Origin of the sequence: Thalassospira sp. GB04J01 (assembly GCF_000751115.1) — a bacterium.
Lineage (GTDB): Bacteria > Pseudomonadota > Alphaproteobacteria > Rhodospirillales > Thalassospiraceae > Thalassospira > Thalassospira lucentensis.
Window position 1 is genome coordinate 185,987 of record NZ_CCDX020000009.1, and the last position, 25,429, is coordinate 211,415.

The 25,429-nt window shown below is 54.3% G+C and carries 18 protein-coding genes; 7 read left to right on the plus strand and 11 right to left on the minus strand.

Annotated features, from left to right (window positions below):
* Positions 1-8: 8 nt before the first annotated feature.
* From holA to AMM48_RS08130, 4 genes are read right to left on the minus strand one after another with little or no spacing between them, the layout of a single operon-like run.
* The gene (gene holA, locus AMM48_RS08115; protein ID WP_102783614.1) at positions 9-1,040 is read right to left on the minus strand and encodes a DNA polymerase III subunit delta; all 1,032 of its coding nucleotides are present in this window, start codon (positions 1,038-1,040) and stop codon (positions 9-11) included.
* 28 nt (positions 1,041-1,068) lie between these two features.
* Entirely contained in the window at positions 1,069-1,578 is a 510-nt protein-coding gene (gene lptE / locus AMM48_RS08120; protein ID WP_102783615.1) for an LPS assembly lipoprotein LptE, read from the minus strand.
* Entirely contained in the window at positions 1,575-2,258 is a 684-nt protein-coding gene (locus tag AMM48_RS08125; RefSeq protein ID WP_146030393.1) for a hypothetical protein, read from the minus strand. Before AMM48_RS08125 ends, lptE begins: the two co-directional genes overlap by 4 nt.
* Before the next feature lie 4 nt (positions 2,259-2,262).
* Positions 2,263-2,685, minus strand: coding sequence for a DUF3576 domain-containing protein (locus AMM48_RS08130; RefSeq protein WP_347876275.1), 423 nt, complete (start codon positions 2,683-2,685; stop codon positions 2,263-2,265).
* Positions 2,686-3,066: 381 nt separating this feature from the next.
* Here AMM48_RS08130 and AMM48_RS08135 point away from each other — a divergent pair, with 381 nt between their 5' ends.
* Positions 3,067-4,113: a porin gene (locus AMM48_RS08135; protein WP_101301461.1), complete on the plus strand. Its 1,047-nt coding sequence runs from the start codon at positions 3,067-3,069 to the stop codon at positions 4,111-4,113.
* A gap of 641 nt (positions 4,114-4,754) precedes the next feature.
* Positions 4,755-5,786, plus strand: a complete 1,032-nt coding sequence (locus AMM48_RS08140; protein ID WP_102783618.1) for a porin — start codon at positions 4,755-4,757, stop codon at positions 5,784-5,786.
* 111 nt (positions 5,787-5,897) lie between these two features.
* Here AMM48_RS08140 and AMM48_RS08145 read toward each other — a convergent pair whose 3' ends face one another.
* Both AMM48_RS08145 and AMM48_RS08150 read right to left on the minus strand, forming a co-directional pair.
* Positions 5,898-7,139: a glycosyltransferase family 9 protein gene (locus tag AMM48_RS08145; protein WP_102783619.1), complete on the minus strand. Its 1,242-nt coding sequence runs from the start codon at positions 7,137-7,139 to the stop codon at positions 5,898-5,900.
* 34 nt (positions 7,140-7,173) lie between these two features.
* Positions 7,174-7,806: a thiamine phosphate synthase gene (locus AMM48_RS08150; protein ID WP_102783620.1), complete on the minus strand. Its 633-nt coding sequence runs from the start codon at positions 7,804-7,806 to the stop codon at positions 7,174-7,176.
* A 54-nt stretch (positions 7,807-7,860) separates the two neighbouring features.
* On the opposite strand from AMM48_RS08150, the gene AMM48_RS08155 reads away from it, so the two are divergent.
* On the plus strand, positions 7,861-8,556 hold the full coding sequence (locus AMM48_RS08155) for a YggS family pyridoxal phosphate-dependent enzyme (RefSeq protein ID WP_102783621.1): 696 nt from the start codon (positions 7,861-7,863) through the stop codon (positions 8,554-8,556).
* A gap of 232 nt (positions 8,557-8,788) precedes the next feature.
* Here AMM48_RS08155 and AMM48_RS08160 read toward each other — a convergent pair whose 3' ends face one another.
* Positions 8,789-9,478, minus strand: coding sequence for a response regulator transcription factor (locus AMM48_RS08160; protein WP_022733614.1), 690 nt, complete (start codon positions 9,476-9,478; stop codon positions 8,789-8,791).
* Positions 9,479-9,890: 412 nt separating this feature from the next.
* Here AMM48_RS08160 and ribA point away from each other — a divergent pair, with 412 nt between their 5' ends.
* Together ribA and AMM48_RS08170 are read left to right on the plus strand one after the other, a co-directional pair.
* On the plus strand, positions 9,891-11,048 hold the full coding sequence (gene ribA, locus AMM48_RS08165; RefSeq protein WP_102783622.1) for a GTP cyclohydrolase II: 1,158 nt from the start codon (positions 9,891-9,893) through the stop codon (positions 11,046-11,048).
* 265 nt (positions 11,049-11,313) lie between these two features.
* A complete protein-coding gene (locus AMM48_RS08170; RefSeq protein WP_102783623.1) occupies positions 11,314-12,882 on the plus strand; it encodes a hypothetical protein in 1,569 nt (522 codons plus the stop codon).
* Positions 12,883-12,984: 102 nt separating this feature from the next.
* On the opposite strand, the gene trpS is transcribed toward AMM48_RS08170, so the two are convergent.
* The 4 genes from trpS to mutS all read right to left on the minus strand — a co-directional run bounded on the left by trpS (position 12,985) and on the right by mutS (position 21,981).
* Positions 12,985-13,986, minus strand: a complete 1,002-nt coding sequence (trpS, locus tag AMM48_RS08175) for a tryptophan--tRNA ligase (protein WP_102783624.1) — start codon at positions 13,984-13,986, stop codon at positions 12,985-12,987.
* Positions 13,987-14,146: 160 nt separating this feature from the next.
* Entirely contained in the window at positions 14,147-15,706 is a 1,560-nt protein-coding gene (murJ, locus tag AMM48_RS08180; protein WP_102783625.1) for a murein biosynthesis integral membrane protein MurJ, read from the minus strand.
* A gap of 592 nt (positions 15,707-16,298) precedes the next feature.
* Positions 16,299-19,088, minus strand: coding sequence for a [protein-PII] uridylyltransferase (locus AMM48_RS08185; protein ID WP_279627480.1), 2,790 nt, complete (start codon positions 19,086-19,088; stop codon positions 16,299-16,301).
* Positions 19,089-19,257: 169 nt separating this feature from the next.
* Positions 19,258-21,981, minus strand: a complete 2,724-nt coding sequence (gene mutS / locus AMM48_RS08190) for a DNA mismatch repair protein MutS (RefSeq protein WP_102783627.1) — start codon at positions 21,979-21,981, stop codon at positions 19,258-19,260.
* A 183-nt stretch (positions 21,982-22,164) separates the two neighbouring features.
* Between mutS and AMM48_RS08195 the strand changes: the two genes are divergently transcribed.
* Complete coding sequence (locus AMM48_RS08195; RefSeq protein WP_102783628.1) at positions 22,165-22,665, plus strand: hypothetical protein; 501 nt, start codon at positions 22,165-22,167, stop codon at positions 22,663-22,665.
* A 450-nt stretch (positions 22,666-23,115) separates the two neighbouring features.
* On the plus strand, positions 23,116-25,383 hold the full coding sequence (locus tag AMM48_RS08200; RefSeq protein WP_022733605.1) for an NADP-dependent malic enzyme: 2,268 nt from the start codon (positions 23,116-23,118) through the stop codon (positions 25,381-25,383).
* The last annotated feature ends 46 nt before the right edge of the window (positions 25,384-25,429 follow it).

A 25,429-nucleotide genomic window follows, 5' to 3' on the forward strand; every position in this document is an offset into this window, starting at 1 on the left:
GTGATGTTTTAGCGGCGTGCCTGCTTTTGTCGGGCGACGGCGATCTTTATCATGGCACGGTGCGCGATGGTTTCAGGGACGGCAAGGCCGCTTTTGCAGTCTTTTTCGGCCTCGAGCAGGATTTGCAGTGCGCGTTGCAAGGTTGGAACGGCCCAATTGTTCAGGTTGGCCCGGAACTGATCGGCGGCCTTGAAAAACAGCGGCGGGCGCAGGGATTTCATTGCTTGTTCCGTATTGGTCCCTTGGGTGATCTGTCCCTTGACCAGATGCAGTTTCTGGAAATATCCGAGCATCATGCGAAGCGCCCCGACGGGATTGAGCCCTTCTTCGGTCAGGCGGGTGAGGGCAGTGTCGAGATTGACGACATTCCCCTGTGAAACAGCTTGAATGACATCGTCATAGTGGCGGGCTGAGCTGTCGCCAACGCAATCCATCGCATCGGCCAGTGTGACCTGACCGTCCTTGAGCGCATAAAGGGCGAGTTTTTCAAGTTCGCTTCGCGATATCATGCGGTCCGAACCAAGATTGGCGACCAGGTAACGGGTGGCATCGCGGTCAATGCGCAGTTTGTGATCATCCATCACCGTACTGATCAGGCCTTCGAGATCGCGGCCGCTGTCGGCATAGCACGGCAGCGCCATGCCGTTACCGGCCTTTTCAACCGCCTGACGCAATTTGGAACGGGTCGGCAAACTGCCGGCTTCGATTACGATCAGCGCGTCACCCGCAGGGTCTTTGAGGAAGTCGGCAATTGCCGGTGCCTGTGCATCGCCAATGTCGCGCAGGCGGATGACGCGGCGTCCGCCGCCAAAGCTGATGGCGGCGGCTTCATCGCGCAGGCGGCTGCTGTCTTCTTTAAGCTGGGCACTGCCCATTTCGATAACTCTGAACGGGTCCTTGAGGTCTTCGACGACCGTTTTGGCAAGCTTTACCGCACGTTCGCGCACAAGACCTTCGTCCTCGCCATAGATCAGCACCAGCTGTGCCTTGGCGTCTGGCGCACGGAGAAAGGTTTCGACCTGGGCTGCCTTGAGTTTCATGGGTTAGATACGTCTTCCAGAGAAGGTCTTACGGATTGGCGCGCAGGCCAACCGCAACCTGATTGGCGATTTGCTGTGCCAGATTACGCGCGGCGTCACGACGGGCGGCTTTTTCTGCTTCGAGGCTGGCAAAGTCCGAATCGACAATGTTGTAACTAGTGCGTGCCCTTACGAAGCCCTGACGCAACAGTGTGGCGTCGGACTTGCGGGTTAGTTGATAGGTTGCTTCAAGCAAATAGTCGGCAATTGTTGCTTCGTTGTCTTTGGTAAAGCCCTGTTCGCTGGTCGACTCGGATACTTGGACGTTCAATGTGTAAGCAGGATTGGAAGCCTGACCGCGGGGGGTAAGGGTTTCGATTAAAAGGTTGCGCGTAATTTGGCCGACACGGTCATTGATCAGGGTGACTTCGACCTGTGACATATCTACAGCGGTGCTTTGTCCACTGCGATCTTCCGCATAGAGCGGGCGAAAGCCGCAGGCACTCAGAGACATCAGGGCAATGAGGGTGAGTGCAGGGAAAAGGGCGCGCAATTTCATTCAATAGAACCTTTTATCCAAGGAGCTTTTATCAGACCGTGGCGACACAATAGGTCGTAACCGATAAAAGGGCAAAACAGAGTGAGATTGGCAAGGAAAGAATGAAGAGCATCCGGGCTTTCCGAGAGGCTATTTTGCATGCTTTGTGTCTCGGAACGAGCTGTCAGGTTTTGAAACATTGTCCGAAGATTGGCGATTGCGACGTTACTCCGTCCTGCCACCAGTGGCGGATATAGTGTGGCAAAGGTGCTTTTGGGTGTTACTGGCATTGGCTTAACACATTCGCTCGTCGGTGTTGCATCAGCCAATGTACGCCAGACCAGACGCAGCCAGCGCCAATGGCCAATCAGAGAGTTTTGCGTGATCAGCAGCGGTCTGTGCAGCGGGACATCTGCCAGCAAGGCAAGGGTGAGGACATCAAGACCGACTTCCTGACACATCGTTCGGGCATCTGGTACAACAAAATCCGTGGTGACTTTCCCTGAAGTGGTCGGGGTTGCGACAAGTTCTCCGCCTGCCATTGAGGTAATGGACTCGGCAAGTATCTGGCGCAGGGGGCTGAGCGGTCCGGAAAGTGCTGCATATATATTGGGGCGTTGCTGTGCAACGAAGAACCCCCAATCGCGCATCAGCGAATGGGGGTTGTATTCAGGCGATAAATATAAAGAGGTATCAGCCATTAGCCTACTCGGCGGTTGCGCTATCGATTCGCAACTGGCGGGCCCGGGTCAGAATGGCGTCTTCCATTGATGTGACAGTGCCCGGTTCGACCACGGCATCCTGCCACTGGTTGGGGCCGACATTGACCTGCCGGAAAACTGAAACCTTGATCGCGTCTGACCGAAGGGCTGTGCCGAGGATATAGGCCGTCAGTTTGAAACGCTCATCTGGCGTTTCACCGGGCGTGTACCAGTCGGTAATGATCACGCCGCCAAACGGGTCGGCTGAGTTAAGTGGCATGAAAGACAAGGTGTCGAGTGTGGCGCGCCATAAGAAGCTGTTCACGCCAATACCGGAACCGGTGCCTTTCTGCGCATCTTCTCCGCCAAACAGGTTCAGACTATCACCAAAGACGGTGCCACGCTCTTTTTCCTGCGCGCGGGTCATGGCGCGACCATTGATCCGTTCGTCCGTGTTTGCGGACCCGGGAAACTGGTCATAGTCGACAGAACTTGAAGAACAGCCCGCCAGCACGACAGCGAATCCGGCGCAAAGTACCAAAGATTTAAACGAAGACAAGGTCACCATTTTCGGCCTTTAAGATCATTGGAATGCAAAATTTCTGCGAATATAGGGCGGATCGGGTTTGTGATCAAAGAAAACCGGTGTGCTTTTTGTGCCACAGTGTTTGAGCAATGTATCATTTTGGACACAGTGTTGCTTGACGGTGCGATCATTTGGTGGCTCCATGCTTCTCGAACCGGGCGGCATAAGCTGTCCAAATAATTTTTGTAGCGTAAAACGCTTGCAAAGACGTTGAGGGAAAAGATGAAAAAGATTCTTGTTGCTTCCAGCGCACTCGTCGCTGTCGCATTCGCAGGCCAGGCACAGGCTTCCGAGAAAATCAGCCTGTCGGTTGGTGGTTACATGGAACAGTGGATTGGTGTTGCTGATCAGGACCGTGGTGAATCACGTAACGCTTTCCAGTCCGACACCGAAGTTCACTTCTCGGGTTCGACCACCCTTGATAACGGTATCGAAGTTGGTGCCAAAATCGAACTCGAAGGTGAAGGCGGCAACGCAGGCACCATGGTTGACGAACAGTACCTGTACGTTAATGGCGGCTTCGGTCAGGTCAAACTCGGTGCCGAAGACGGCGCTGCTGCTGACATGGGCATCACCGGTCCTTCTGTTGGCCCGGTTGGCGTCAACGATGGCGATCTGCCGAACTGGGTTGCTATCAATGCTTTCCCTGACACCGTTCCGGCTGGTGGCGATTCCAAGCGTCTGACCTATTACACCCCGGTTATGGGTGGTTTCCGCGCTGGTTTGTCCTATGCGGATGATGACTCTTCGGAAAACAGTGACACGGTGACAACCGGTGACAACCGCGTTTCCGGTGGTCTTGAATTCCGTCACGACTTCGACGGTGTTTCCCTTGGTGTTTCGCTTGTTGGTGAGCACATGGGTGAAGGCGAATGGTACGGCCTCGGCGCAACCGTTGGCTTTGGTAACTTCACCGTTGGTGGTTCTGTTTCTGAAACCGATGGCGAATTCGGCCAGGGTCAATCAGCCACCCAGGTTAGTGACACTACCGATTTCGAAATCGGCGTTGCTTATGCAATGGATGCAGCGTCTGTGTCCCTTAGCTATGGCTATGGTGAGAACGAAAGCACCGCAGCTGGTTCCACCGATGCAGCGACCAGCGGCGTTGATGAAATCAACACCGTTGACCTCGGCCTTGCTTACACGCTTGGCGCTGGCGTAACCTGGAAGTCTTCTATCTTCTGGTTCGATGACAAAGGTCAGAATGCTGGCAATGCTGACGACAATGACGGTTACGGCGCTGTTACCGGTCTTGCTCTTTCCTTCTAATCCTTATCGGATTAGCTGAAAAGTTGAAGGGGGTGGATTTTCCACCCCCTTCTTTTTTTGTTTGTTGCTATGTTGAGCAAATCCTAAAGCGATCAAACTTCTGGTGGGACGTTAGGATTTTGCGGCTAATAGATTTCTTCGCGGTTTCGGGTTCTAGATAAGTGGGTTGTTGGGCTTTCCGACCGTTTTTTAACGATGGCTTACGTCAAACCGGTTCTGGCAAAATCGTTCAAGTGGTTTCCCCAAGGTAAGAGGCTAGGTCCTAGACCATCCACAACGTCCACACATGCCGCATTATCATTTCCTCAATCGCTAAATCCCTGTGATTTTTCAATCGACTGTAGAGAATATGTTTTTCATCATATTTAAATGACCATTATTTATTTATATCGCTTATTTATGTGATTTTCTGATCATGCAGGTGTTTAATAGTAAAACAATAAGACGATTGATCAGTAAAAAGATCCACTTTACGGCTGGTTACGTGACAAAAATGCAACATTGCGATATATAAATAACTAATGGTCATTTATTGATATTGACCAAGGGTCATTTGATTGGTTTTATGGCTCTCGACAGATCGAAGGGCCGCTCGGTTCATTCCCCTTCGTCTCAAACCAATTTTTATCTCGAGGGTTACGATGAAAAAGATTCTTTTTGCTTCCAGCGCACTCGCCGCTGTTGCTTTTGCCGGTTCCGCACAGGCGTCCGAAAAAATCCAGCTTGAAGTTGGTGGTTACATGGAACAGTGGGCAGGTTTCTCTGACCAGGACAACACCCCGTCAGGTGGCCGTAACAATGCGTTCCAGTCCGATACCGAAGTTCACTTCTCGGGCAAAACCACCCTTGATAACGGCATTGAAGTTGGTGCCAAAATCGAGCTCGAAGGCGAAACCTCTGGTGACCAGATTGACGAACAGTACCTGTTCGTAAACGGTGGCTTTGGTCGCATCGAAATGGGTAAGAACGACAGTGCAGCTGATGCAATGGCTTTGCAGGCACCGTCGGTTGGTCCGGTTGGCGTCAACGATGGTGATTTGTCAAACTGGGTCGATGCATATTTGATCGATACCATCCGTTCGAGTGGCGATCAGAACCGCGTTAGCTACTTCACCCCGTCCTTCGGTGGTTTCCGTGCCGGTGCGTCGTATGCTGACGACAGCCAGCGCAATGGTAGCGGCGGCTACAATGGCACAGACGGCAGCGGTGATAGCATCGTATCTGGTGCACTTGCCTTTGATCATGACTTCAACGGTGTTGCTCTTGGTCTTTCGGCTACCGGTGAACATTCTGAAGACGGTTACTGGTACGGTCTTGGTTCGACTGTTGGCTTTGGCAACTTCACCGTTGGTGGTTCTTACGGCCACACCGAAGACGACTATGGTCTGAACGCCACCAATCAAGATCTCGATGCATTTGACCTTGGTGTTTCCTATGCGATGGACGCAGCAACCGTGTCCTTGGGCTATGGTTACGAAGAAGTTGACAACAGCGGTGATATCAGCACGGTTGACCTCGGCATGGCTTACACCCTTGGTGCAGGCGTGACCTGGAAATCTTCTGTCTATTGGTTTGACCAGGAAGCAGACAGCACCAACAATTCTGCTACCAGCGGCATCAGCGGCGACAATGACGGCTACGGCGTTGTTACCGGTCTGCGTCTCGACTTCTAATTCTTCGGAATTGGATTACAGATGTGAAGGAGGTGGCTTTGGCCGCCTCCTTCTTTTTTGTCTGTTTGACGTGTTTGATACCGATGATTGCACCGATTTAGACGCGATGACTTATGGCGTCGTCGGCATTTTCAAATCTTCGTCCAGCACTTGAAAAATCGCATCTTGATCAGACTGCAAATGCGAGACACAGGGCACGGTTGATTCGACAACCAGCTTTTCGGCCAAAGCTTTGTTGCTGGCCGCTGGAAGATCGCCCAGTTGGTCAAATGGCACTTTGAGGCTACCCATGCAGCCGATCTGGCCATCGGATGTTGCGCGTAGTTTCGCAAGCCCACAGGGGGCCGCACAAAAGTCGCCACGATAGGTGCTTTGCCAGTTGCGTAAATTTGTGTGGCGTCCTTGCAGGACCTTGGCCGCGGCGGACGTGTAAATCCCAAGGCCCGGTGTTTGAAACAGCTTGGTGATATGGGCCGGGCCGCTGTCGGCCAGCACGACGTAATCCTGCTTTTCCGTAAAACCGATCAGTTCGCCAATCGTGCGAAACCCGTCAATCACCGTGACATTTTCAAGCTCATCGGCGGCAATGCTGTCATTATAGGCGCGCATGACCCCCTGATAGGCATTTAAAATAAGCGTGACCTGATGCCCGGCATTTCCGAGCATCTGTGCGATGTCGCGCACCAATGCCGGGGGCAGGGTGCGCAACGGTGATGACGCCATGGGCAAAATGCCGATGTTCATGCCTGGCTTTGCCATTGGTTGGCGCGCCGGCAGGGCAATGGGTGATATTGCAAAGGCCGTGCACAGAGATTCTTCGGGGTTAACCGGCATCTGGGCGATTGTATCCCAGCCTTCCATTTCGCTGAGATCAATCACGTGATCAAAGCGGGCGAGCTGTTTTGACGATATGAACAGTTGGAAGATTTCGATGTCGGCAACCGTGGCGAAAATATCCGATGCGCTGGCACTGTTAAGCACAGCGATTTTTGCATCCGGGTATTTTTGGGCAAAGGCGCGAAAGAACAACACCATGCCAACACAATCGCCCAGTGCATCATCGGGGATCAGAAACAAAACACTGGATTTGGCAAAGTCGGTTTCCGACCATGCCGCACGGGGCAATACCCGGGGGTGGAAGGCATCGGACTTGATCTGGACCGAGGGTGCTGTCGCCAAGGCCTGCTGGCGCAGCAAGGATGTGGTGCGCGTGAAATAAATCGGACTGCCGTCCGAGGATTGGCCCAGTGTCGGGCTGACATTGGGCAGGCCGAACTGAAATGGCACCTTGGATGCGAATCGGGTGAATTTCTTGCGGGCAGGATGCAGCTTATGGTGCGGTTTTGCGGGCATTGCGGGGCGATACTCCATGCACCGGCGGGGGTGATCAAGCCCCAGAAAACCCGATCCCGGCCAAAGACGCAAGGGCTGAGCCGCGCAGTTTCCCAACATTTTCGCGATTGATTCCACCAAGTCCAATCGGGCTGATGGCGTGATGTGCACAGATGCGCGCAACACGTTGAACAACGCCAAACGGCATGGTGGATGCGCCGGGGTGGCTTTGGGTCGCAAAAACCGGCGAAATGAATAGGCCGTCGGGGCGAAAGCTTGCCGGTAAAAGGCACAGTTTGCGCGCCGTCGTCATGCTGTGACAGGCTGATGTGACGATCAGCCCGTCTGGGATTTGTCGATACATCGATGGCGATTGCCAGATGCGATATTCGGGCAAATGCACCCCGTCGGCCCCAAGGGTCAGTGCGAGTGCAACGTCATTGGCAATCAGCATCCGGTGGCCCAGACGGCGGCATTGCGAACGCAGTTTTGCCGCAAGGCTGGCCCGGTCAGGGTGATCATAATGGCGAAAAACCACCATGCTGTGACGGGGCAGTTTTGTAATTGCCGCAACCGGATCGGGCAGTCGGTGATCATCGGTCATGAGGATAACCGGTGGGAAAAGGCCATTGGTAACGCGGTTGCGCAAATTCAGTTGGTGTGCCTGCTTTAACAGGGAGGCGTCCATTGATAGTATCCCGATTTCGTAAGGCGTATTTCAAACCATTAGGACCCATCATCCATGAGCGATCATGATCTGTCATCTGGCAATAGTGATGTTGCACAGAACCTGCGCGATATTCAGGACAATATCAATGCCGCCTGTAAGGCGGTTGATCGCGATCCAGATGCGGTGACGCTGGTCTGTGTATCCAAAAACCACGAAGCAGATCATGTGCGCACGGCATTGGTTGAAGGACGACGGGTTTTTGGTGAAAACCGGGTGCAGGAAGCGGCGGGAAAATGGCCGGGCTTGCGCGATGAATTTCCCGATGTGGAATTGCATCTGATCGGGCCGCTTCAAACCAATAAGGTCAAGGACGCTGCCCGATTGTTTGATGTGATTGAGACGGTGGACCGGCCAAAACTGGCGCGCGCCTTGGCAAAGCACCGTGATGCGACCGGTTCTTGCCCGGATTTGTTCATTCAGATCAATACAGGTGAAGAACCGCAAAAGGCTGGAATTGCACCCGCCGATGCGGATGAATTTATCGCCATGTGCCGCGATGAGCTGAATTTGCCGATTACAGGATTGATGTGCATTCCGCCGGTCGATGAAGAACCGGCACCGCATTTTTTATTGCTGGGCAAGATTGCCGATCGTCACGGGATTGCGATCAGAAGCATGGGCATGAGTGGTGATTACGAGGCCGCAATTCGGTTTGGTGCGACACATGTCCGGGTTGGGACCGCAATTTTTGGATCTCGAGGGTATTAATTGGCAGATCAGGCGGTTTTAAAGGGGCATAATTTAATTTTCGTCCTGAAAACCGGCAAAAATGGCGTTTAAAATGCGATATTCCTGTTAATTACAGATAAAATCGGATTTTTCGGGTTTCTGTGGATAATCGGCGCGATATCCAAGACGCGCGGCAATCAAGTTTGTGACAAAAAATCCCGCTTTTTATTGCGGGATTTTTTTAAACCGATGATCACGCGATATTTCAACCTTACGGGATCAGCTTGTAACCGCCCGGCTCGGTGACCAGAATCGTCGCGTTTGACGGATCTTTTTCGATTTTCTGACGCAGGCGATAGACATGGGTTTCAAGCGTGTGGGTGGTGACCCCAGCGTTATAGCCCCAGACTTCATCAAGCAGGGTTTCGCGGGTCACCGGTTTGTCGCCTGCCCGGAACAGGAATTTCAGGATCGAGGTTTCCTTTTCCGTCAGGCGGACTTTCTTTTCACTGACCGTTTCGATCAGAATTTTTGCACTGGGCTGGAAGCTATAGGGGCCAATGACAAAGACCGCGTCTTCGCTTTGTTCGTGCTGACGGATGTGGGCGCGGATGCGCGCCAAAAGCACGTTGAGGCGGAACGGCTTGGTGACATAATCATTGGCGCCTGATTCAAGGCCAAGGATGGTGTCGGAATCACTATTGGCCCCGGTCAGCATGATAATCGGGGATTTGACGCCCGCACGGCGCATCAGTTTACAGACATCGCGGCCATCCATATCGGGCAGCCCGACATCAAGCAAAATCATGTCAAAATAGGCTTCTTTCGCGGCATCGAGTGCATCCTTGCCACTGTTGGCGACAACACATTCGAATTCCTCGTGCAGTCGAAGCTGCTCGGTCAAAGACTGGCTGAGTGCTGCATCATCTTCAACGACGAGAACCTGTTTACCTGTCGACATTCACCATCCCTTGCTGCTTGTCAGATCCCGGATCAATTTCTTGATCAGACATGGCGCTTCGGCGCGCCATTGTTTTTGTGGAATATCCGTTCATGCGCCGCCATATATCTGGGGAGAGCGTCGCATAATGCTATTTCAAGAACAAACTGTTTTCGTTTTAACCCATTGACCTCTGCCCGACCCGGATTAATTAATACATCCCAACCACCAAACGCTATGCTCTGTTGGTTGGCCGCGTCACAAAACCTTGAAAGATGTCTATCTTCCTGCGATTTTGCGCAAGACATCAGAATAAACCCGATTGAACTGTTCGCTTATATTAATCATTACGGCCCGTTATCTAGCCCCTTACGACCAGATCGCGATGTTGTGATCGCTTAAATGGCCTCTGACCCCTAACGATAAGATAACAATGACCCAAAGCTTTGCCGCCACGGCCCAGAATGACAGCAATTCAATCCCGGCCACCGATCTGGTGACAGTATCGCGTGCGGTTGCGGATTTACGCCGCGGTGAAATTGTTCTGGTTCAGGGCCATTTGGACGGTGCGGTCCACAGCGTTGCGGTGATTGCCGCAGAGCCCTTGTCGCAAGCCGGGTTTGAGCGCCTGTGTGACATTACCCACAACACCGAAAGCCCGGCAATTATTTTGCCGCGGGTGCGTGCAAGATCCCTGGGCGGTGCGTGCGAACAAGACTCGTTTGTTGCCTTTGTCAGCCAGAAGCAGTCCGACATTAATGCAGCCCGTTTGGGCGAAATTGCCAATCCGTTGCTTGATCTTGACCAGTTGCCAGACGGGAACTGGCGTGCGGTGAGCATGGCCGAAACGGCGGCAATCCGGTTGGCAAAGCTTGCCCGCTTGTTGCCCGCTGTTGTCACGGTGCCAGTTGGGGCCGATCAGCTCGAAAACTTGGCCCGGGCGCAGAATTTACTCGTTTTGCAATCTGAAAGCATTAACGGCTACGAAGATGCATCTGCCGCGAGCCTCCGCGAAGTCAGTCAGGCCCGTGTGCCGCTTGAAGATGCCGAAAACGCCACGGTGATTGCCTTTCGCCCCGAAGATGGCGGGCAGGAACATCTGGCGATTGTCATTGATGCACCAGCCAAGGATCAACCCGTTCTTATTCGGCTGCATTCGGAATGCTTTACCGGCGATTTGATCGGCTCGTTGCGCTGTGACTGCGGGCCGCAATTGCGCGGGGCGATTTCCGAAATTGCCAAAAGCGGGCAGGGTGGCATTATTTTGTATTTGCGTCAGGAAGGGCGCGGCATCGGGCTTGTCAATAAGCTGCGTGCCTATGCCCTTCAGGATCGCGGGTTTGATACGCTTGATGCCAACGAGGAACTTGGCTTTGATGCCGATGAACGGGTCTATCGCCCAGCAGCTGAAATGCTGCGTCAGTTGGGCTTTGGTTCGGTCCGGTTGCTGACCAACAATCCGGAAAAGCTTAAAGGGCTTGAAGGTTGGGGCGTTAAGGTTGCCGAACGCGTGCCGCACAAATTCCCATCCAACGGGCATAATGCGTTTTATCTTCAGACCAAGAAAGACCGTGCGGGTCACCTGTTTTAATCCGCCCCGAATGGCCTGCAAATGTCGGTTTCCCTGTGCTTCGGTGCTCACGTACTTTTAGTACGCTGCGCTCCGATACGCGTGAACCCATCATTTTCGGCACGTTCTGCACGGATTGACGGTTTTGGTCCCGTACCCGGCAGAAGATTCCGACAGGCAGAAATGGCGTCTGCCGAATTTGAATATTTCTCATATATAACAATAACTTAAATATGTGCCAGTTTGGCACTCCTTTTGCAAAGTATGGGGCAAGAGGAGGACAAACATGTCGATTGGAGCAGATTGGCGGCAAAATTCGCCCGGCAGTGTTGCGGGCCTGACCAAGGATGTTGCGAACAACAAATTCGCAAATTCGGGTCCGGGTGAGCAGCTCGTTGATGGCGCGCAAGAAGGGCGCGACTTTTCCGACTATATGTTCGGAGAAGACGGGTTTGAGTTTTCCGATGTGCTCGACGTGATCAATCCGCTGCAACATATTCCCGGTGTCGGGATGCTGTATCGGTCACTCACCGGCGATGAGCTGGGCAATGGCGCACGCGTTGTTGGCGGCGGTTTGTTTGGCGGTGTCTTCGGACTGGCCGGGGCGGCAATTGATGCCGTTGTTGACGCGGTCAGTGGTGAAGATACCGGCGCCCATGTCATGGCCTTCCTTGAAGACAGTTTTAATGGGGCGCCAACCGATGACGGCACAGCTGTTGTCGATGCAGCGCCGTCTGGCGCGGATGCGCCCGATGCGGTGACGGCCCGTGCTGATACCATTGCAAATGCTTCCTTTGACGGGACATATCAGGGTGATCTTGTTCTGCCGTGGATGGCCGGACAGGCAAGCCAGGGCCGACCTGCGGGAATTCCAGCTACAGCAGCAGAACAATCGACGATCGTTCAGGCCGCGCCTGTGGGGGGTGTTGAATATGCCGCCCTTGATGCGGGGCCGCAAAATGCCGCTTCGACCATTTCCGGGCCAAAGGCATCTGATCTTAATACCCCATGGGCGCAGGCAACACCGGCTGCGACTATGGCCGAAAACGCACCCCAAAAATCAGCTCAAGTTTCTGACTCAGCGCAAAGCACGAATGCGCTTCAGGAGATGGCGGAGGCGGTGCAGAGCGATCCGGCCGAACTGGCCGTTGCCATGGCATCGGCTGGCGGCAATAGCCCGGTGTCGAGCTTGACCCGGACAACAGCGGCGACACATTCACCGCAGAATGGCAGCAACCCGATCCGCCCGGCATCCTTTAGCAGTGAAGGCGGCGATACGGTGTGGGCCCGGGCACAAAGCAGTGGCCGTGTTAGCCGAACCACCAACAGCTTTGCCCTGTCACCGGAAATGGCAGCCCATGAATCGCGTCAGGCGAAACAGGCTGCTGCCAATGTTGATGCCGTTGAGGACATGAGCGGGCAGAGCCCATCAGCAGATCAAAACGCGCTCCGGGAAAATTCGGTAAGCCCGGCACAGGCGTTTGCTGATTTCAGGAATGGTGGAACGCCGTTGTCAGCAGCCGAAATGGCAGCAAAGTTTAACGCGGCCCTTGGCCGAGACTCGTCGCAAGCCATGGCCCAAACCCCGGCACAAGAAACTGTATCATCGGGTAACACGCCCGCCGCACAGGGTAAAATTTCCGGAAGCTTTAACCGCGATACCAGCAGCAACAGCGTTGCCCAACACGAAGAGACTGCGGCAACACCCGTCGTGCATCCTTTGATGGAGCAAGCCACCAGCCATATCGACGGCGATGCGCCAGTGGGTGCCTGGTTTAGCCAAACCATGATGGATGGTCTGAAAAAATATCAGGACATGCAGCAGAATCGCCAAAACCCGGCAAACGCCATCTGATTTGATGTTTGCGACTATGGTGTTTCGCTGATGAAAAAAGCCCGTCTGTCATGCTTGAAAAGCTTGGACAAACGGGCTTTTGGTGTTTCAGGCCAAGGTCGATTATGAATTCAGGAAGCCGACGGTTTCCTTGACCTCGCGCAGGATCGGCTGGGCGATGGCGTTGGCGCGTTCAGCACCCTTGGCCAGAACCGCATCGATATAGGCATTGTCGTTGTTCAGACGGGCCATTTCTTCGGTGATTGGGGCGAGGTTGGTTACAACCACGTCGGTCAGGGCCTGTTTAAAGCCCGAGAACTGGGTGCCACCATGTTCTGCCAGAACGGCATCCACCGTGCTGTCGGTGAGTGCCGCAAAGATGGTGATCAGGTTCTTGGCTTCGGGGCGGCCTTCAAGACCAGCGGCCTCGGACGGCAGGGGTTCCGGGTCGGTTTTGGCCTTGCGGATTTTTTTGCTTAAGGTATCCGCGTCATCGGTCATGTTGATGCGTGCCATTTCCGACGGATCGGATTTTGACATCTTTTTCGACCCATCGCGCAGCGACATCACCCGCGTTGCCGGACCAAGGATCAGGGGTTCTGGCTGAGGGAAGAAGCCTTCGACCTCGTAATCATTGTTAAATTTCAATGCGATGTCGCGCGCCAGTTCAAGATGCTGTTTCTGATCTTCGCCGACCGGCACATGGGTGGCTTTATAGGCCAGAATGTCAGCGGCCATCAGGCTGGGATAGGCATAAAGGCCAAGGGACGCATTTTCGCGGTGCTTGCCTGCCTTTTCCTTGAACTGGGTCATGCGGTTGAGCCAACCGATACGCGCGACACAGTTAAAGATCCACGCCAGTTCGGCATGGGCGGACACCTGACTTTGATTGAACAGAACATGTTTTTCCGGGTCAATGCCCGAGGCGATCATGCTGGCCGCAAGTTCGCGGATGTTGGAACGCAGTTCTTTGGGGTCTTGCCAGACTGTGATGGCATGCATATCCACGACGCAGAAGATGCATTCGAAATCTTTTTGCAGAGCAACCCAGTTGCGGATTGCGCCAAGATAGTTGCCAAGATGAAGGTTACCGGTGGGCTGAGCGCCCGAAAACACACGTTCCATTATGCTGTCGTCCATTTCAATAAAAACAAAACCGGGTTTGCAAGCTCCGCCAGGTTGTGGACACCCGCCGGCGGACGAGCTGCAAACCAACGCGCGGAGTTAAGCCGCCTGACCCGATTTGGTCAAGCAGCTTGTCGGTAAATGCGGGGTTTTAGGCCAATTATTCCTGTGCGGTGGGTTTTCCGCGCTTCAAGGTTGCTTTGAGTTCCGAGAAGCTGGTGGCACCGAGCAGCTGTGCGCTTAGCGCGTACACTGTAATCCCACCACAAACACAAGCGGCCATGATCAAGATGCGCGTGATTGAGGTGGCATCATTTTGCCAGAACATATCAATGGCAAACCAAAGGGCCGCCCCCATCAGGGCCGAGGTGATCAGAATGCGCGGCACGCGTTTAAGCAACCGGGCATCAAAGGTCAAATCGCCGCGTTTACGCAGCAAATAGCCCAGCAAAAATGCATTGACCCAGACCGACGTCGATGTGGCCGCGGCAATGCCCAAATGCCCGAATTGCGGCATTAAAACAATGATCAGAACAATGTTGAGCACCATGGCAAAGATGCCAATGCGGATCGGGGTTTTGGTATCTTCGCGGGCGAAAAAGCCCGGCGCGAGGACTTTAACCAGAACCGATGCCGGCAGGCCAAAAGCAAAGATGGTCAGCGCCAGACCGGTCATCTGGGTTTCGCTTGCGCCAAATGCGCCGCGTTCAAACAGAACATTAATCACCGGAATACCCATCACGCCAAGGGCCACGGCCGCGGGCAGGGTTAGAAGCAGGGCGATTTCAATGCCGCGATTTTGGCTATACATGGCAACTGCGGGATCGGTTCCCTGTAACTGGCGCGACAGGGTGGGCAACAAGGCCGTGCCAATCGCAATGCCAATCACGCCTAATGGCAGTTGTTGAACCCGGTCGGCGTAATACAGCCACGATACCGCGCCGTCAGACACAAGAGAGGCCAGCATGGTATCGATCAAAAGGTTGATCTGATACACCCCGGCACCAATCATGCCCGGGATCATGCGTTTGCCGAGCAGTTTCACCCGGTCATCAATTTTGGGAAGCTGCCATTTAATGGCAAATCCGGCACGTTTGCAGGCAATCACCAGAAAGATGAATTGCGCCACCCCGGCCAAGGCAACGCCCCAGGCCAACGCGTGGGCAGGGGTTTCGGTAATGGGTGCCAGGCCCAGCAGTGCGCCAATCAGACAGATGTTCAGGATAATCGGGGCAGCAGCAGCAGCGGCATAGCGGTGCAGGGTGTTGAGAACACCCGACATCAGGGCGACGGCGGAAATAAACGCCAGATACGGGAAGGTGATACGCGACAGTTCGACGGCAAGCGCGAATTTTTCCGGGTCTTCGGCAAATCCGGGGGCAAAGACATACATCGCCCACGGCATGATGATTTCAATGATCGCGACCAGAAAACCGGTGATGAGCACCAGCATCGACATGGCGCGCGCGGCAAATTCACGTGCGACATCAAGTCCGCGTTTTTCGATGTCCCCGGCCAGAAGCGGGATGAAGGCGGCGGAAAACGCGCCTTCGCCAAACAGGCGGCGAAACAGGTTGGGAAATTTAAACGCGACAAAAAACGCATCGGCAATGCCACCTGCGCCCAACATCCCGGCAATCAGGATATCACGACAGAACCCCAAAAGGCGCGAGATCAGGGTAAAGCCACTGACGGTGGCGATGGAGCGTACAAGCGACATTGCGTGTTTAATCCGTTTCAAGGAGCCGGTTATCGGCCTGGTATCGGCCCGGTATTGGCATGGGGAAATCTGACAGGGGAAAGTGAAGAAGTCGTAATCAAGGGCGATGCGGGGCGGCGTCAATGTCACAAAAATATGAAACCTGATGTTGCGAATGATTCATTTTCACAACTGTGACGACCGTCACAGAAAAATGCATTCAATAACGATAAGTTCCCTCTTGCTGAGATTCGTTGGGACGCGAGCCTCATTATTTGGATGGTCGGGGATTATAAGGGAGTCCACCTTAACCTGCTGCACTCCGAGGAAAGCGATGTCGTGAATAACAGGTCACGACGTCAGTTTTGGATTGCCCTTCCCCGTCCGTCTAAAATTCCAAAAGATACGCGCTTAAAAATAGTCGACCAGTTCGACTGGATTTGATCCTTTCTGGGGTGTCACCTTGCGTGGCACAGGAGTGGGGATCAAACCGGTCGAGCGGGGTTAAAGCATGGGGCAGATTAAATGCAACATGCTTTAGACTGCGACCCGTCAGGACAATGATCCTGACGGTCGCCTTAATGCTCTGGGTTCTGGCCCTCGTAGTGCGGTCCTAATTATTCTGGATCGCCTGATTAAGGGTTTCCTTGACCTGCACAAACTTGGTGCGGCTGTCGATTTTAAGCCCGAACACATCCTTCACATAGAAAACGTCCACTGCGCGTTCGCCAAATGTTGAGATCCGGGCCGAGGCGATTTGCAATGACAGATCACGCAAGGCACGGGTGATGTCATATAAAAGACCCTGACGGTCGCGGGCGGAAATTTCGATCACCGTGTGGGTGCGGCTGGCCTTGTTGTCGATAATGACGTTGGGTTCGACCTTAAAGACTGCCGTTCTGTGTTTGTTATCCTTGATCTGGCGGCGTTCGAGTTCCTGACTGGGGCGTACGCGCCCGGAAATCACCTGTTCGAGGGTTTCACGCAGCTTTTCAAGCTTGGCCTTGTCATTGAAGGCTTCGTCGTTGGCATCCTGAATAAAGAAGGTATCAAGCGCCATGCCATCGGCCAGTGTCAGGATTTTGGCATCGACAATATTCGCCCCGCACAGCGCCATTGATCCGGCAATCTGGGAAAACAGACCGGGGTGGTCGGTGGTGTGCACGGTGATTTCGGTGGCGTCAATTTCAGTATCAATGCGCACATCAACCGTGATGTCAGCGCCACTTTTCTTGGCGTCGCGGGTCAGATGGGCGTGATGAACGTGAACGTCGGTATCAAAACTCAGCCAATAGGACGGATAGCCGCGATCAATGAAATCTTCGATGTCATCGGTTGGCCAGTCGACCAGTGCTTCACGGAGCGCCATCTGGGCGTTGGCAACGCGCGAATCGCGGCTGTCGGCATTGAGCCCGCCTGACAGGCGATCCTCAGCGGCATAATAAAGTTCGCGCAGAAGGGTGGCTTTCCAGCCATTCCAGACATTTGGTCCCACCGCCCGGATATCGGCGACGGTAAGGCACAGCAACAGGCGCAACCGTTCCTGCGATTGTACCAGATCGCCAAATGCCTTGATCGTCGTTGGATCATTGAGGTCACGTTTAAACGCGGTCAGGCTCATCCACAGGTGGGCCTTGACCAGCCATGCGACGGTTTCGCTATCGGCGGGGGATAATCCCAGACGCGGGCAAAGCTTTTCGGCGACTTCAGCCCCCAGTTCGGAATGATCGCCACCGCGTCCCTTGGCAATGTCATGCAGCAACACTGCGACATAAAGTACACGCCGTGAAATCACCTTGCCCATGATGCGGGTGGCCACCGGCGCATCATCGACCAGTTCGCCATTTTCAATCTGATTGAGCACGCCAATCGCGCGGATGGTGTGCTCGTCCACGGTATAGGTGTGGTACATGTCGTATTGCATTTGCGCCACGACACGGCCGAAATCGGGGATAAATCGCCCCAATACCCCGGCTTCGTTCATTTTACGAAGGACAATGTCGGGGTTTTGACGCTGGGTGAGGATTTCAAGGAACACCTCGTTGGCGTCCGGGTCGTTTTGCAGCTTGTGATCGATGTGTTTTAAGCTTTGGGTGACCCAGCGCAGCGTTTCGGGATGAATGCCGACCCCGTTTTGATTGGCCACCAGAAACAGGCGCAAAATCTTGATCGGGTCTTTTTTGAAAACATTGAGGTTTTCAACCGTGAGACGGTCATTGCGCAGCTCAAACCCGTCGATTTCCTTGGTGCCAAACAGTTTGCCGGGGAAGCGGATCAGTGGGCGGCGCTGATGGCGTTCTTCCAACGCGGCACAGAAAATCCGGGTCAGGTTGCCGACATGTTTGACCATCAGATAGTAGTGCTTCATGAACCGTTCGACGCCCGATGCCCCGGCATGATCGGTATAGCCAAGGTGTTCGGCGATATCGCGCTGCATGTCGAACGTCAGGCGGTCTTCTTCACGATCCGACAGATAATGCAGCCAGCAGCGCACCGCCCACAGGAAGTTCTGGGCTTTTAAAAACCCCTGAGCTTCCTTGCGGGTCAGGACTTTAAGGTCAACAAGTTCCATCGGGGAATTGACGCGGTAAAGATATTTTCCAATCCAGAACAGCGTATGCAGATCGCGAAGCCCGCCTTTGCCGTCCTTGACATTGGGTTCCACGACATAGCGTGAGTCGCCCATACGCACATGGCGGTCATCGCGTTCGCCGAGTTTCTTTTCAATAAACTCAAGGCCGCTGCCCTTGACCAGCTCATCCATGAAGCGCGCACGAAAGACGTTATAGGTTTCCTCATCGCCCCAGACGAACCGGCTTTCGAGCAGGTTGGTGCGGATGGTGATGTCCTGTTTGCCCATGCGCAGGCAATCATCGACGGACCGCGTTGCATGGCCGACCTTCAGGCCAAGGTCCCACAGCATATAGAGGATGAATTCGACCACCTGTTCGCCATTGGCGGTTTGTTTGTAGGGAAACAGAAACAGGATATCGACATCGGAATGCGGCGCCATATCGCCCCGGCCATAGCCGCCGACAGCCACCACCGACATGCGTTGTTCATTGGTCGGATTGTGCAGCGGATAGATAAAATTGGTGGCGAAATCATGGATAAGGCGGACAATCTGATCCATCAGGAAGCTGTTGGAAAAGACGGTATCCTGCCCGGAATTGCTTTCTTCGAACCGCGCCCGGATAACTTCACGTCCGCTTTCCATCACCGATTTCAGCTTGGTCAGAAGGGCGCTGCGCTGTTTGAAATTATTCAGATCGGGATCATTGGCAATCGCCGTGAGATCGGCAAAGACCTTTTTGCGGTCAATGATTTCGCGCTGTTTCTTAATTTTATACATAGCGGGCTGCCGTTTCCTTGCGCCTTTTGACTGCAGGTTCTGCAATATCATTCACTGCATGTGCCATGCCAGAGTTTTGACCGATCACGATACCCCATGTTTACCATGTTTGGCGGCCAATCGCTGATCAAATCAAAACAGGCACCTGCCTGATATAGGGGCAAGGTGCCTGTTTTTCATGCGTTTTTTTGCAATTGGCCGCGACCTGCGTTTTATCGGCTTATCCGCGCAATGCCTGTAAGCGATAGAGCGCTTCAAGCGCTTCGCGCGGGGTCATGTCATCGGGATTGATATCACCAAGGGCATCGAGCAATGCCTTTTGATCGTCCGACAGGGCAGGTGTGGCTGCGCGGTCTTCCTGTGCGGCCTGCTCAATGGCGGCGGCGAACAAGGGCAGGTCATCGGCTAGTTTTGAAACCGCGCCGCCCTGTTGGCCCTTTTCAAGGGTTTTAAGCACCTGTTCGGCGCGTTTGATCACGGGTTTTGGCAGGCCGGCCAATTGGGCGACGTGAATACCATAAGACCGGTCGGCACTGCCCAAGCCGACTTCATGGAGGAAGACAACCTCGCCCTGCCATTCCTTGATCAGCATGGTGTGGCATGACAGATGATCAAGCTTGGCGGCAAGGGCGGTCAGTTCGTGATAGTGGGTGGCAAACAAACCCCGGCATTTGTTGATTTCATGAAGGTTTTCGACCACTGCCCACGCAATCGACAGACCGTCAAAGGTCGCCGTCCCACGGCCGATTTCATCCAAGATGACCAAGGAGCGGTCGGTTGCCTGATTAAGGATGGAGGCGGTTTCGACCATCTCAACCATGAAGGTGGATCGACCGCGTGCCAAATCATCGGCCGCACCGACACGGGAAAACAGCCGATCAATCACGCCAATATGGGCCTTGGCCGCCGGGACAAACGCCCCGATCTGGGCCAAAACAGCAATCAGGGCGTTTTGACGCAGGAAGGTCGATTTACCAGCCATGTTCGGGCCGGTGATCAGCCACAGGCTTTGTTCATCCTCAAGGCGGCAATCATTGGCGACAAAGGGCGAGTCGGCATTTTCGCGAAGGGCGGCCTCGACCACCGGGTGACGCCCGGCGGTAATATCAAACGACAGGCTGTCATCAATTTGCGGGCGGATGCAGTTTCGATCACGCGCCAGTTCGGCAAGGGCGGCCGAGACATCGAGCCCGGCGAGTGCCTGTGCACATTTGGCAATGTCATCGGCCTTGGCAAGAACGGCCTGAACCAGTTCTTCGAACAGTTCAAGTTCAAGGGCAAGGGCCTGATCGCCCGCCTTGGAAACCTTGCTTTCAAGTTCGGACAGTTCCACGGTCGTAAAGCGCACGGCATTGGCCATGGTTTGACGGTGAATAAACTCATCAACTTCCATCATCTTGTCGGCATGTTTGGCCGACACTTCGATGAAATAGCCCAATACGTTGTTGTGTTTGACCTTAAGGTTGGCAATGCCGGTTTGCTCGGTATAGCGGGCCTGAAGATTGGCAATCAGCTTTTTGCTTTCGCTTGAGAGCATGCGCAATTCATCAAGTGGGGGATGATATCCCCCGGCAATAAAGCCGCCATCGCGCGCCATCAGTGGCAGGCTTTCGGCAATGGCGCGGCGCAGAAGGTCAATCAGATCGCCGTGATGGCCCATGCGGGTGACATGATCGGTCAGCGATTCTGGCTGTGCGGTCAGGCCATCATTGCCACCATCGGGCTTGCCCAAAAGGGTGCCAATCGCAAACGAGCAGGCCAGACCATCGCGCATGGCGGCCAAATCACGCGGGCCGCCACGGCCAACGGAAAGCCGCGACAGCGCGCGTTCAATATCAGGGCATTCGCCAAGACCGGACCGTAAATCAGACCGCAATCCATCGCGATCATGGAAATATTCCACCAGATCAAGGCGTTTGTTAACCTCATCGGCACTGGTGAGCGGGGCCGACAGACGGGCGGCCAGCAAACGCGCACCAGCCCCGGTTTTGGTGCGGTCAATGACCGACAGCAACGATCCCTTGCGATCCCCTGACTGGGTCTGGATCAGTTCGAGGGATCGTCGGGTGGCGGCATCAATTTCCATTGCCGCCCCGGCGGCAAGGCGGGTCGGCGGGGACAGGCGCGGCATCTGACCTTTTTGGGTCAGTTCGACATAGTCAATCAATGCGCCTGCAGCAGATAGTTCGGCAACTTCAAAGCCGCCAAAGGCGTCGAGTGCCTCGACCTGATACAGCTTTTTTAGGCGCAATTGCGCGTTTTCGGCATCAAAGCGCGCAGAAGGCTGCGGGGTGATGATGTTTTTATATTCGGCGTAAAGATCAAAAACGTCCGGGCGGTTGAGCAACCGGTCGGAAAACAGGATTTCACCGGGATCAAGCCGGGCAAGTGCGGCAGGCAATCCGCCCATATCGGTCGGCTGAACGTAAAAATCACCGGTCGACATATCAAGCCATGCCAAGCCAACCTTGCCGCGCAGTTCCGATACTGCAGCGAGATAGTTATGGCGGCGCGCATCAAGCAGGCTGTCTTCGGTGAGGGTGCCCGGCGTGATCAGGCGCACGACACCGCGCTTGACCACGGATTTGGCCCCGCGTTTTTTGGCCTCGGCCGGGTCTTCCATCTGTTCGCAGACGGCGACACGGAATCCTTTGCGGATCAGACGCTGAAGATATGTTTCGTGACTATGGACGGGAACACCGGCCATGGGAATTTCGTTACCTTGATGCTTGCCGCGTTTTGTCAGGGCAATATCAAGGGCTTCGGCGGCTTTGACCGCATCGTCAAAGAACAGCTCGTAAAAATCGCCCATCCGATAAAACAGCAGGCAGTCCTGATACTGTTCCTTGATTTCAAGGAACTGGATCATCATCGGGGTCGCACCCTCCAGCGAAAAGGATGGTGCGATGGGTGTGGTATCGGATGTGTCAGCGATATTGTTCATGATGGTTTTGATAGCAAACCCTGAAGGCATTTACGAGGGGCAAGGAGCCGCGGTGATAAAACTTGATCTATGCCATTGCAACGCCTGAATTTCCGTAAAATATAGATAGTAAGGGATCTTTCGTTCCAGACGGCATGATGGCGTGAAAACGAACGGATGACCAGTCATCAAGGAGACAGCAAAATGTCAGAAGACCAGACCACAACGCAGGCCCCGGAACTGGTAGGTTTGTTCGACACCAAAGACAGTTTTGACGCGGCCGTGCGCGAATTGCGCGATAGCGGTTTTAAGCGCACGGATCTTTCGGTTTTGAGTTCCCACGAATCGATTGATGTCGCCGGATCAGACGGGCGGTCATGGGGTGATGTGCTGACAGCACTTGTCGGGGAAGTCAAATATGAGGTGCCCTTGGTGGCCTCGGGCGCAATTGCGCTGTTTGGTGGTGCGGCAACCGCCCCGGCGGCAATTGCGGTGGGGGCTGGTGTTGGGGCGGTGGCCCTGCGCGAATTTATTGGCGAAGTGACATCGACCCCGCATACCGATGATTTTGCCCGTGCCATTGATGCCGGGTCGGTGATCCTGTGGGTGCGGATTGCCCCGGACAATAAAACCGGTGAAAGTGCTGCGCAGGCGATTTTGCAAAAGCATGGCGCGACCAACATCCACCTGCATCAGGCAAAATAACGCCCGATTGCAGGTCAGGCGATAGATGAAAACGGTCCTGATTTTAAAGGCGGCCCATGGTGGTCGCCTTTTTTCACTCTGTGGAATGATCGCATAAGGGGGCATTGCTTGGCAAAACGGGGTCACGTTGGTGATGTCGACGGCGATGTAATTATCGCACTGAAAAAAAACGATAATTCCGCCAGATCATTGTCTTGATGCGGTCTGTTATGGCGGTGGGGGATACAATAAGGTGGGCAGTTCTGACCTGCCCAAATAGGGGTTGCTGCGGCGCAACATACGGAAAACGCTACGTAATTTTGCGGTTGCCGTTAACGTCGCCTTTGACCATGGGCGCGAAGCCTGTTTTATTGTTCGGTTCGATGAGGCGGTCCCACACCGCAAACTTGTCGAACGAAATGAACTACACACAGCTTTCCATCCCACCACGCAAGCGTCAGTGAAAACACAATGTCAGATTCAGAAATCAAGGTTCGCGACCGCGAAGCGCTGCTGTTTCATTCCAGCGGCCGTCCGGGCAAAATCGAAATCACGCCGTCCAAGCCGCTGACCACTCAGCGCGATTTGTCCCTGGCGTATTCGCCGGGTGTTGCGGTGCCCTGTCTTGAAATCGCCAAGAACCCGGCGACGGCATATGATTATACCTCCAAGGGCAACATTGTTGCGGTGATTTCCAACGGCACCGCCGTTCTTGGTCTGGGCAACCTTGGCGCGCTGGCGTCCAAGCCGGTGATGGAAGGCAAGGCTGTTTTGTTCAAACGCTTTGCCGATGTTGACGGCATCGACCTTGAAGTTTCGACCGAAGACGTTGACGAGTTTGTCAATTGCGTGCGCTTCCTTGGCGCATCGTTTGGCGGCATTAACCTTGAAGACATCAAGGCGCCAGAATGTTTCATCATTGAGCAACGCCTGCGCGAAATCATGGATATTCCGGTATTCCATGATGATCAGCACGGCACAGCGATCATTGCAGCATCGGGGTTGATCAATGCCTGTGACCTTACCGGGCGCAAATTGAAAGACATCAAGCTTGTGATCAATGGGGCTGGTGCGGCGGCGATTGCCTGCTGCGAGTTGGTCAAAAGCATGGGTGTGTCGCACGATAACGTTATTATGTGTGACACGCGCGGCGTGATCTATAAGGGTCGCGAAGATGGCATGAACCAGTGGAAATCAGCCCACGCAGCCGACACCGATGCCCGCACGCTTGACGATGCGATGGATGGGGCGGATGCGTTCTTTGGTCTGTCGGCCAAGGGGGCGGTGACGACCAAGATGGTCAAAAGCATGGCCAAAAAGCCAATCATTTTTGCCATGGCCAACCCGGACCCGGAAATCAGTCCGGAAGAAGTTGCATCAATCCGCGATGACGCGATCTGTGCCACCGGGCGGTCGGATTATCCCAACCAGATCAACAATGTGCTGGGCTTCCCGTATATTTTCCGTGGTGCACTTGATGTGCAGGCCTCAACGATTAACGAGGACATGAAAATTGCCGCGGCCCATGCGGTGGCATCCTTGGCGCGTGAAGATGTGCCTGATGAGGTGGCCGCGGCCTATTCCGGGCGGCGTTTGCAGTATGGCCCGGAATACATCATTCCAGCCCCGTTTGACCCGCGCCTGATCATTGCGATCCCCAAGGCGGTGGCACAGGCCGCGATGGACAGTGGTGTGGCGCGTCGTCCGATCATTGATATGGCGGAATATGAAAATCAGCTGCGCGGGCGTCTTGATCCGACGGCAGCACATCTTCAGCTGATTTCCGATTATGTGCGCGCACATCCCAAACGGATCGCCTTTGCCGAGGGCGAAGAAGAAACCGTTATTCGCGCCGCTGTTGCTTATCGCAATTCGGGCTATGGCACGCCGATCCTGATCGGGCGTGAAGACCGCATTCATGCCAGTGCCAAGAACCTTGGCATTGAAACGCTTGAAGGGGTCGAAATCAGCAACGCGGCCCTTTCGGACCGCAATGCGGAATATGCCGAGTTCGTGTATGAACGCCTGCAGCGCAAAGGGTATCTGTGGCGTGATTGCCAGCGGATGGTGAACCAGAAACGCAACGTTTTTGCTTCTGTCATGGTGGCAAAGGGGCATGCAGATGGCCTGATCACCGGGCTGACCCGGAACTTCAATCGCAGCTTTACCGATATTGCCAGCGTGATTGACGCCAAAGAGGGCGAAATCCCGATGGGCCTTTCGATTGCGATTGCCAAGGGCCGGACGGTGTTTATCGCCGATACCCGCGTGCATAATGTGCCCAATGCCGAACAGCTTGCCGAGATTGCCATTCAGGCGGCCGAGAAGGCCCGTCAACTTGGTCATGAGCCGCGTGTAGCGTTGGTATCGCATTCGACCTTTGGCAACCCGTATAGCGAAGATACCGACCGTATCCGTGAGGCGGTTGGCATTCTTGAACGCAGCAATGTTGATTTCGAGTTTGATGGCGATATGGCGGTGGATGTTGCGCTCGATACCGAGCTTTTGAAGCTGTATCCGTTCTGTCGTCTGTCGGGTCCGGCAAACGTTCTGGTGATGCCGGCCCTTCATGCGGCGACGACTGCGTCCAAACTGCTTGATAAGCTGGGCGGCGGTACGGTGGTTGGTCCGGTGATGATCGGGCTGGAAAAACCAGCACAGATTGCCCAGATGGGGGCAACGGTCAATGATCTGGTTAATCTGGCAGCGCTTGCCGCGCATGACGCCGAACATAACTAAGACCGGATTGATCGACGGTTGAAAATGGCGGGGGCGCATCGGCATC